Raw genomic sequence first — 8,415 nt, 5'->3', positions numbered from 1 at the left:
CCGCCCGCGCGCCGTCGAAGTCCTCCCGGCCGCTGCCGACGTGAACGTGGAACACGTCCGCCGGGTGGGCGGAGAGGAACTCGACGATCGCCTGGGCGAACGCCGGGTCCCGCGGACGCGGGAGAGCGCAGGTGCCGACCCCGAGGGCGGCCGCGCGGTCGAGCACCCGTCGTCCGGCCGGCGTTCCCCAGCAGAGCACGGAGACGTCGGCACGGGACCGGAGTTCGGCGGCCAGGTCCACCATGTGTGCGCCCATGCCCGAGGGATCGGCCGACGGGCTGTAGAGGCAGATGGAGAGCCGGCGACGACGCCCCACGGTGCTCTCGCGCCGGCGGGCCACCAGGCCCCCTGCAGGACGATCGGCTCCGCCCGTGGCGATGTCGGCTGCGCTGACCATGGACCACCTCTCCTCCGCCCCCGCCTCGCCGCACGGTGGCAGGGCGAGGCGGATGGCGCAATGCCTCGGCGCCGGGCAGCCACCCCGGCGACGGGACCGGGCCGCTGCCGCCCAGGCCGCGCCCCCGCCGCCTGGGCACTACGGTCAGCAGCCGTGGAGTTCCGTCGCCTGGGCCGGTCGGGCCTGAACGTCTCGCAGATCGCGTTCGGCAACTGGCTGACGCACGGCAGCCAGGTGGAGGAGGACTCCGCACTGGCGTGCGTGCAGGCCGCCCTCGACGTCGGGATCACGACGTTCGACACGGCCGACGTCTACGCCGGCACCAAGGCCGAGTCCGTGCTCGGCCGCGCCCTGGCCGGCCAGCGTCGCGAGGGCCTGGAGATCGCGACGAAGGTGTACTGGCCCACCGGTCCCGGCGCCAACGACCGCGGCCTCTCCCGCAAGCACGTCACCGAGAGCTGCCACGCGTCGCTGCGCCGGCTGCAGACCGACCACATCGACCTCTACCAGGCGCACCGCTACGACTCCACGGTCCCGCTCGAGGAGACGATGACCGCCTTCGCCGACCTGGTCCGGGCCGGCAAGGTGCTCTACCTCGGGGTCTCGGAGTGGAACGCCGAGCAGATCGCGGCCGGCGCGGCCCTGGCCCGCGACCTCGGGGTGCAGCTGATCAGCAACCAACCGCAGTACTCGATGCTGTGGCGGGTCATCGAGGCCGCCGTCGTGCCCACCTGCGAACAGGAGGGGGTCTCCCAGATCGTCTGGTCCCCCTTGGCCCAGGGGGTGCTCACCGGGAAGTACCGCCCCGGGGAGCAGCCACCGGCCGGCAGCCGGGCGAGCCACTCCGCGGTCGGCTTCCAGGTGGAGGGCTTCATGGCCCATGCCGTGCTCAGCCGGGTCCAACAGCTCCGCCCGATCGCCGACGACCTCGGCCTCACCATGGCCCAACTGGCACTGGCCTGGGTGTTGCAGAACCCCAACGTCGCCGCCGCCATCATCGGCGCCAGCCGGCCCGAGCAGGTGCACGCCAACGTCAAGGCCGCCGGCGTGCGGCTGGACGCCGAGATCATGACGCGGGTCGACGAGGCGCTGGGAGAGGTGGTCGAGCGGGACCCGGCGCAGGTCTTCCTCCCGGCCGACAGAGCGGCACGGGGCACCGCCGCCTAGCGGCTCCTCCGCCGGCGAGCCGCTCCGGGCTGCCGACGAGCAGCTCCGGTCTCCCGGCATGACAGCGACCCTAACCTAACGTTAGGGTAGGGCGGTGTCGCACCGCCCCGATCCACCCGCCGCCCTCCCGGCCAGCCCGCTGAACACCAGCACCCTCGGCACGCTGGCGCGAGCGGTCGCGACCCCCGCCTACGACCGTCGCCGGGTCCGCACCGGCATGGTGCACATCGGCGTGGGCGGCTTCCACCGGGCGCACCAGGCGATGTACGCCGACCGGCTCATGAACGCCGGCCTGGGTCCCGAGTGGGGTGTCTGCGGGGTCGGTGTCCTCCCGGCCGACCGGCGGATGCAGGAGGTGCTCGCCGCGCAGGACGGGCTGTACACCCTCGTGGTCAAGCACCCCGACGGCTCCCTGGAGCCGCGCGTCATCGGATCTCTCGTCGAGTTCCTGCTGGCTCCCGACCACCCGGAGGCCGTGGTCGAGAAGATGGCGCACCCCGACGTCCACATCGTCTCCTTGACGATCACCGAGCGCGGCTACAACACCGACCCGGCGACCGGTCTCTTCGACGAGGCGGCCCCGGACGTCAGGGCCGACCTGCAGCCCCACGCCGTGCTCCGCAGCACCTTCGGACTCGTCACCGAGGCGCTGGCGCGCCGCCGGGCGCGCGGGGTGCCGCCGTTCGCCGTGCTCTCCTGCGACAACCTGCACGGCAACGGCGACGTCGCCCGGCAGGCGTTCACCGCCTTCGCCACCCTGCGCGACCCAGACCTCGGTGGGTGGGTCGCGCGCGAGGTGTCCTTCCCCAACAGCATGGTCGACCGCATCACCCCGCGGACCACGCCCGACGACGTCGCGGCGCTCCAGGACCAGTTCGGCATCGCCGACGCGTGGCCAGTCGTGTGCGAGCCGTACGCCCAGTGGGTCGTGGAGGACCGTTTCCCCGCCGGTCGCCCGCCCTGGGAGGCAGCCGGTGTGCAGCTGGTCGAGGACGTCGCCCCCTACGAGACGATGAAGCTGCACCTGCTCAACGGCAGCCACCAGGCGCTCGCCTACTTCGCCTCGCTCGCCGGCCACCGGTTCGTGCACGACGCCGGCCGGGACCCACTGTGGTCCGGGTTCCTCCGTGACTACCTGGACCACGAGGTCTCTCCGATGCTCCCGGCCGTCCCGGGAGTGGACCTCGGGGACTACAAGCGGACGGTCCTCCAGCGGCTGGCCAGCGCGGCGGTGGCTGACCCGATATCTCGACTGTGCGCCCAGAGCTCCGCGCTGATCCCCAAGTACGTGCTCCCGGTGGTCCGCGCCCGCCTCGCCGCCGGCGGCGAGGTGCACCGCGGCGCCGCCGTCGTCGCCAGCTGGGCCCGGTACGCCCAGGGGCTCGACGACTGCGGGCACCCCCTCCCCCTCGTCGACCGGCAGGCCGACCGCATCCGGGCCAACGCGGGCCGGCTGGACGAGGACCCACTCGCCTTCATCGCCGATCGCAGCGTCTTCGGTGACCTCGTGGACCAGGAACGGTTCGTGGTGCCCTACCGGAGAGCTCTGACGTCCCTGCGCGAACGGGGTGCGCGGGCCACGCTCGCGTCGCTGGTCGACGAGTCCCCCCGCCCGGACTGAGGACCCGGACGGCTCGGCCGGGACCGGACCGCGGGTGCGCAAGCGCCGAGGCCGTGTCGGCCTGACCGCCACCCCCGGTTGCCCGAACGACGCTCATCGGGCTTCATGGGGCGAGGGCAGCAGCCCGCGGCGACAGGAGGTCCGGGTGGTCACCGAGTCGCCCCGCGTCAGCCCGGCCGGCCGGCTCCTCGCGGCCCCGACCCGAGCGGGGATCGTGGCATGACCCGGTTGCGCGTCGGCTGCGTCGGTACCGGCTTCATCGCCGGGCAGCACCTGCGGGCCCTGGCCGGCTTCGACGACGTGGAGGTCGTGGCGGTGGCCGACACCGTGCTGGAGCGGGCCCAGCAGGCGGCCGACCGGTCCGGCGGACGGGCCTACGGCGACGGGCTGACACTGCTGGACTCCGAGGACCTGGATGCCGTCTGGCTCTGCGTACCCCCGTTCGCCCACGGCGCGCTCGAGACCGCAGCCATCGCACACGGAGTCCCCTTCTTCGTGGAGAAGCCACTCGGGCTGGACCTGCCGGCCGCCCAGGAGCTGGCCGACCAGGTCTCCGCCAGCGGCCTGACCACGGCCGTGGGCTACCACTGGCGCCATCTGGAGGTGGTGCACCGGGCGGCGGAGCTGCTGGCGCGGACACCGGCGCAGCTGGTGACCGGCTACTGGCTGGACAAGACGCCAGCAGTCCCGTGGTGGCCGCAGCGCGCGTACTCGGGCAGCCAGGTGATCGAGCAGACCACGCACGTCTTCGACCTGGCCCGCACCCTCGCCGGTGAGGTGGCGAGCGTCGCAGCGGCCGAGCGGGCCGCCTCTGACGGGCGGGGTGACGTCCCGGCCGCGGCCAGCGCCCTCCTCCGGTTCGTCTCCGGTGCGGTGGGCAGCATCTCCTCGGCGCGGGTGCTCGGCTGGCGGCACCGTGTCGCCCTGCACGTGGTGGCCGAGGGCCTGGTCGTGGAGCTCAGCGAACGAGGACTGACCGATCACGAGCTGCGGGTGGTGACCGCACACGGGGAGGAGGTGCTCCGGTCGGACCAGGACCCGATCCGCACCGAGGACCGGGAGTTCCTCGACGTCCTGCTCGGCCGGGCAGCGCAGGTCCGCGTGCCCTACCACGAGGCACTGCGCACGCACGCCCTGGCCTGCGCCGCAGACCGCTCGGCCCGGGACGGGCGACCGGTCGGGCTGCCGGACCCGGAGGGGCGGTGACCGGGCGACCGATCCGGTCCATCGGGGTCACCGCACCGGGACGGCCGGCGGTCCTCGAGGACGTGGAGCCGGAGCCCGGCCCAGGGCAGGCCTGGGTCCGCACCGAGTGGTCCGGGGTGAGCGCAGGCACCGAGGTGGCGCTGGTGCGCGGCACCGATCCGCAGCACCAGCTGGGGTGGGACCCCGACCTGCGGGCGTTCGGCGTCACCGGCGCGACGGCCGGCTACCCGATCCGGGCGCTCGGCTACATGGAGGTCGGTCGGGTCACCGAGAGCCGTGCCGACGGGCTGGCCGAGGGCGCTCTGGTGGCCATGGCCTACGGACACCGCACCGGCCGGTGCGCGGACCCGGCCACCATGCCGGTGATCCCGGTGCCCGACGACCTCGACCCGCTGCTGGGTGTCTACCTGGCCCAGATGGGGCCCATCTGCGTCAACGGCCTGCTGCACGCCGCGGCGGCGCTGGCCGGGCCGGCAGCCGGGGTGGCCGACGGCGTGCGGGACCGGTTCGTGCTGGTGACCGGCGCCGGCGTCATCGGGCTGTTGTCGGCGATGCTGAGCGTGCAGCACGGCGCGGCGCAGGTGCTCGTCCTCGACCCGTCCCCGCAGCGCCGGGCCGTCGCCGAGGCGCTCGGTCTCCCGACCCTGGCCACTGCGGAGGCCGCCTGGCTGTCGGTCAAGCAGCGGTGGCGGCATGCCCACGGGGATGCCGGTGCCGATGTGGTGCTGCAGTGCCGGGGGCACGACGAGGCGCTGGCCGCCGGGCTCAAGTCGTTGCGGCCGCAGGGCATCGTGGTGGACCTCGGCTTCTACCAGGGCGGAGCGGAGCGGGCGCGGCTCGGCGAGGAGTTCCACCACAACGGGCTCAGCATCAACTGTGCGCAGATCGGCCGCGTGCCGCGCGGCATGGCCGCCGCCTGGCCGCGGGAAGCGCTCGCCGCAGTCACCCTCGACCTGCTCCGGCACCGCGGGGAGGAGATCCGCACCCACCTGGTCACCGACGTCGTCCCGTTCGAGGACGGGCCGCGGTTGCTGACCGACCTCGCTCAGCGCCGGCTCCCGAGTCCGCCGCTGCAGGCGGTCCTCCGGATGCCGTCCGACTGACAGCGGGAGACCTGCGCGTCAGGACCCGGTGCCACCGGGACCGCCGCTGGGCAGAGGTGGAGGACGACGTCGGGCGCAGAGCCTGCGCCTGCGCGGCTAGTTGAGCTAGTGCGCCCCGCTCCCGCTCGCGGACTCCGCACTGCGCCGGTGCAGCGTGAGAGTCATGACCAGCACGACCAGGGCACCGACGGCGAGCCCGAGGATGGCGCTGCCGAGGGTGTTGACCAGCCAGCCCACGACGGAACCGAGGGCTCCGGTCGCCTCCGCGGCGGCCTCCTCCAGGTGGTGCACGACGTCGTAGAGGAACGTCAGGCCCAGCTCGTCGGTGCCGATCAGCAGGATGTGGCCACCCACCCACAGCATCGCGGCGGTCCCGACCACGGTGAGCGCGCTGAGCAGCTTCGGCATCCCCTTGACCAGCCCGCGCCCGAACCGGGCGACGCCCTTGCTGGGGCGCTGGGAGAGGTGCAGGCCGACGTCGTCCATCTTCACGATCAGGCCGACGACGCCGTACACCAGCACGGTGATCCCCAGGGCGACGACGGCGAGGATGACCGCGCGGGACCAGAAGCCCTGGTCGACCACCTCGTTCAGCGAGATGACCATGATCTCGGCCGACAGGATGAAGTCGGTGCGCACCGCCCCGGACACGATGGTCTTCTCGTCCGGCAGCGCGTCCTCCACCGTGGCGTGGCTCTCCTCGTGCGGCCGCAGCCGGTGCCAGATCTTCTCCGCCCCCTCGTAGCAGAGATAGGCGCCGCCGATCATGAGGATCGGGGTGAGGAGGAAGGGCAGGAACTCGCTGAGCAGCAGCACCGCGGGCAGGATGATCAGCAGCTTGTTGCGCAGCGACCCGAGGGCGATCTTCCGGATGATCGGCAGTTCGCGCTCGGCGTTCAGCCCGTGCACGTACTGCGGCGTCACCGCGGTGTCGTCGACGACGACGCCGGCGGCCTTCATGCTCGCCCGCCCGGCCGCCGCCCCGATGTCGTCGATCGAGGCCGCGGCGGCACGCGCCAGCACGGCCACGTCGTCGAGGAGAGCTACGAGTCCACCCGCCACGGGAGGTCCTTCCGATCGGTCGGCACGCGCGTGCCGTCTGGGTGGTCATGGTGACTGGTGCGGCCGGACTGCGCACGACGCGACGTCCCGCGCCGAGAGCAGTGTGGAGCACCCGCGCTGTCCGGCCGGCGCACCCTGGCCGCGACCGGCGAGGACCGTCGGTCGAGGATCATGCCGTGCGTGCGGTGGTGACCCGGGTCAGCCAGGCATCGGTGACGGTGGCCGACGAGGTGGTCGGCAGCATCGGCCCGGGCCTGCTGGCCCTGGTGGGGGTGGGCCGGGACGACGACGCCGACCGGGCACGCGCCATGGCCCGGAAGCTGCACGAGCTCCGGGTGTTCCCCACCGACGACGGTGCCCGCTCGGTCGGCGACCTCGGGCTGCCGGTGCTCGTGGTCAGCCAGTTCACCCTCTACGCCGACACCCGCAAGGGCCGCCGGCCGTCCTGGGCGGACGCCGCCCCGGGCGAGCTGGCGGAGCCGCTGGTCGAGGAGGTGGTGGCCGACCTCCGCCGGCGCGGCACCGAGGTCGCCACCGGGCGGTTCGGGGCGCGGATGGCGGTCGCCTCGGTGAACGAGGGCCCGATGACCTTGCAGTTGGAGGTCTAGCCCCGGCGTCGCCGGGTAACCATCCGTCGTCCCCCCGCGTGCTCGTCACTCGCCCGCGGAGCGCCACACCTGGACGTTCCCTGTGAGTTGAGCCGCTCCGGAACACCGACCCACCCGGGTCCGTTGCACACGATGTACCACACGGACAGAACGGCTGGAGAGCCACCCGGTGACGCCGGGCCGACGCTCTGACCTCCACCGGGGTGCACCGCACATCGACGACGCGGCGCATCCGGACCCCGAAGCAAGGACGAAGACTCATCGTGACCGTGCTGCAGTCCTCCCCCACCGACACCCTCGAGGTGCGCTCCCCGCGCCGTGCCCCGGACACCAGTGGCCTGGTGTCGACGGACCTGGTGCGCGTCTACCTCAACACCATCGGCAAGACCGCGCTGCTGACCGCCGAGCAGGAGGTCGAGCTGGCCAAGCGGATCGAGGCCGGGCTCTACGCCGACCGCCTGCTGGGCGAGCGACAGCTGACCCCCGCCGTCAAGCGGGACTACAAGCTGCTGGCCGCTGACGGCAAGGCGGCCAAGGCCCACCTGCTGGAGGCCAACCTGCGCCTGGTCGTCTCGGTGGCCAAGCGCTACACCGGCCACGGCATGACGTTCCTGGACCTGATCCAGGAGGGCAACGTCGGGCTGATCCGGGCCGTCGAGAAGTTCGACTACACCAAGGGCTTCAAGTTCTCGACCTACGCGACGTGGTGGATCCGGCAGGCCATCACCCGCGCCATGGCCGACTCCGGCCGGACGATCCGGCTGCCCGTCCACCTGGCCGAGCAGGTCAACAAGGTGGTGCGCACCCGCCGCCGGATCCACCAGGAGCTGGAGCGCGAGCCCACCGCCGAGGAGCTGGGTCTCGAGCTCGACCTGACGCCCGAGCGGATCACCGAGCTGCTGGAGTACTCCCGCGACCTGGTCTCGCTCGACCAGACCGTCGGTGCCGACGAGGAGTCCCGGCTCGGTGACTTCATCGAGGACGCCGACGCCGCGGTCGCCGAGGACGCCGTCGCCTTCCAGATGATGAAGGGCGACGTGCGCAACGTCCTGAAGACCCTGGAGGACCGCGAGCGGGACGTCGTCATCATGCGGTTCGGCCTGGACGGCGAGCAGCCGCGGACGCTCGAGCAGATCGGCAAGCGCTTCGGGCTCTCCCGCGAGCGGGTGCGCCAGATCGAGCGCGAGACGATGACCAAGCTGCGGGCTCCGCAGCGCGCCGACGCCCTCCGGGACTACCTGGGCTGACGAC

The 8,415-nt window shown here is 73.0% G+C and carries 8 protein-coding genes; 6 read left to right on the top strand and 2 right to left on the bottom strand.

Annotated features, from left to right (window positions below; genetic code table 11):
* The coding region (locus tag G5C62_RS11925; protein WP_164701131.1) for a glycosyltransferase at nt 1–397 on the bottom strand (397 nt) is incomplete at its 3' end.
* A gap of 153 nt (nt 398–550) precedes the next feature.
* Between G5C62_RS11925 and G5C62_RS11920 the strand changes: the two genes are divergently transcribed.
* The 4 genes from G5C62_RS11920 (at nt 551) to G5C62_RS11905 (ending at nt 5,494) form a co-directional block, all read left to right on the top strand.
* Entirely contained in the window at nt 551–1,564 is a 1,014-nt protein-coding gene (locus G5C62_RS11920; RefSeq protein WP_164701129.1) for an aldo/keto reductase family protein, read from the top strand.
* A 94-nt stretch (nt 1,565–1,658) separates the two neighbouring features.
* Complete coding sequence (locus G5C62_RS11915) at nt 1,659–3,185, top strand: mannitol dehydrogenase family protein (RefSeq protein ID WP_241175851.1); 1,527 nt, start codon at nt 1,659–1,661, stop codon at nt 3,183–3,185.
* 219 nt (nt 3,186–3,404) lie between these two features.
* The gene (locus G5C62_RS11910) at nt 3,405–4,391 is read left to right on the top strand and encodes a Gfo/Idh/MocA family protein (RefSeq protein ID WP_036337011.1); all 987 of its coding nucleotides are present in this window, start codon (nt 3,405–3,407) and stop codon (nt 4,389–4,391) included.
* Nucleotides 4,388–5,494: a zinc-binding alcohol dehydrogenase gene (locus tag G5C62_RS11905; protein WP_164701127.1), complete on the top strand. Its 1,107-nt coding sequence runs from the start codon at nt 4,388–4,390 to the stop codon at nt 5,492–5,494. The genes G5C62_RS11910 and G5C62_RS11905 overlap by 4 nt, the downstream gene beginning before the upstream one ends.
* 105 nt (nt 5,495–5,599) lie before the next feature.
* Here G5C62_RS11905 and G5C62_RS11900 read toward each other — a convergent pair whose 3' ends face one another.
* On the bottom strand, nt 5,600–6,556 hold the full coding sequence (locus G5C62_RS11900) for a DUF808 domain-containing protein (protein ID WP_164701126.1): 957 nt from the start codon (nt 6,554–6,556) through the stop codon (nt 5,600–5,602).
* A 176-nt stretch (nt 6,557–6,732) separates the two neighbouring features.
* Here G5C62_RS11900 and dtd point away from each other — a divergent pair, with 176 nt between their 5' ends.
* Nucleotides 6,733–7,164, top strand: a complete 432-nt coding sequence (gene dtd / locus G5C62_RS11895) for a D-aminoacyl-tRNA deacylase (protein ID WP_164701125.1) — start codon at nt 6,733–6,735, stop codon at nt 7,162–7,164.
* Between the two features lie 263 nt (nt 7,165–7,427).
* Complete coding sequence (gene sigB, locus G5C62_RS11890; RefSeq protein ID WP_206330605.1) at nt 7,428–8,411, top strand: RNA polymerase sigma factor SigB; 984 nt, start codon at nt 7,428–7,430, stop codon at nt 8,409–8,411.
* Nucleotides 8,412–8,415 lie beyond the last annotated feature (4 nt).

It is taken from the genome of Modestobacter sp. KNN46-3, from assembly GCF_011039295.1.
The sequence above is the reverse complement of the archived record's forward strand: the minus strand, read 5'-3'. Positions and strand labels throughout refer to the sequence as shown.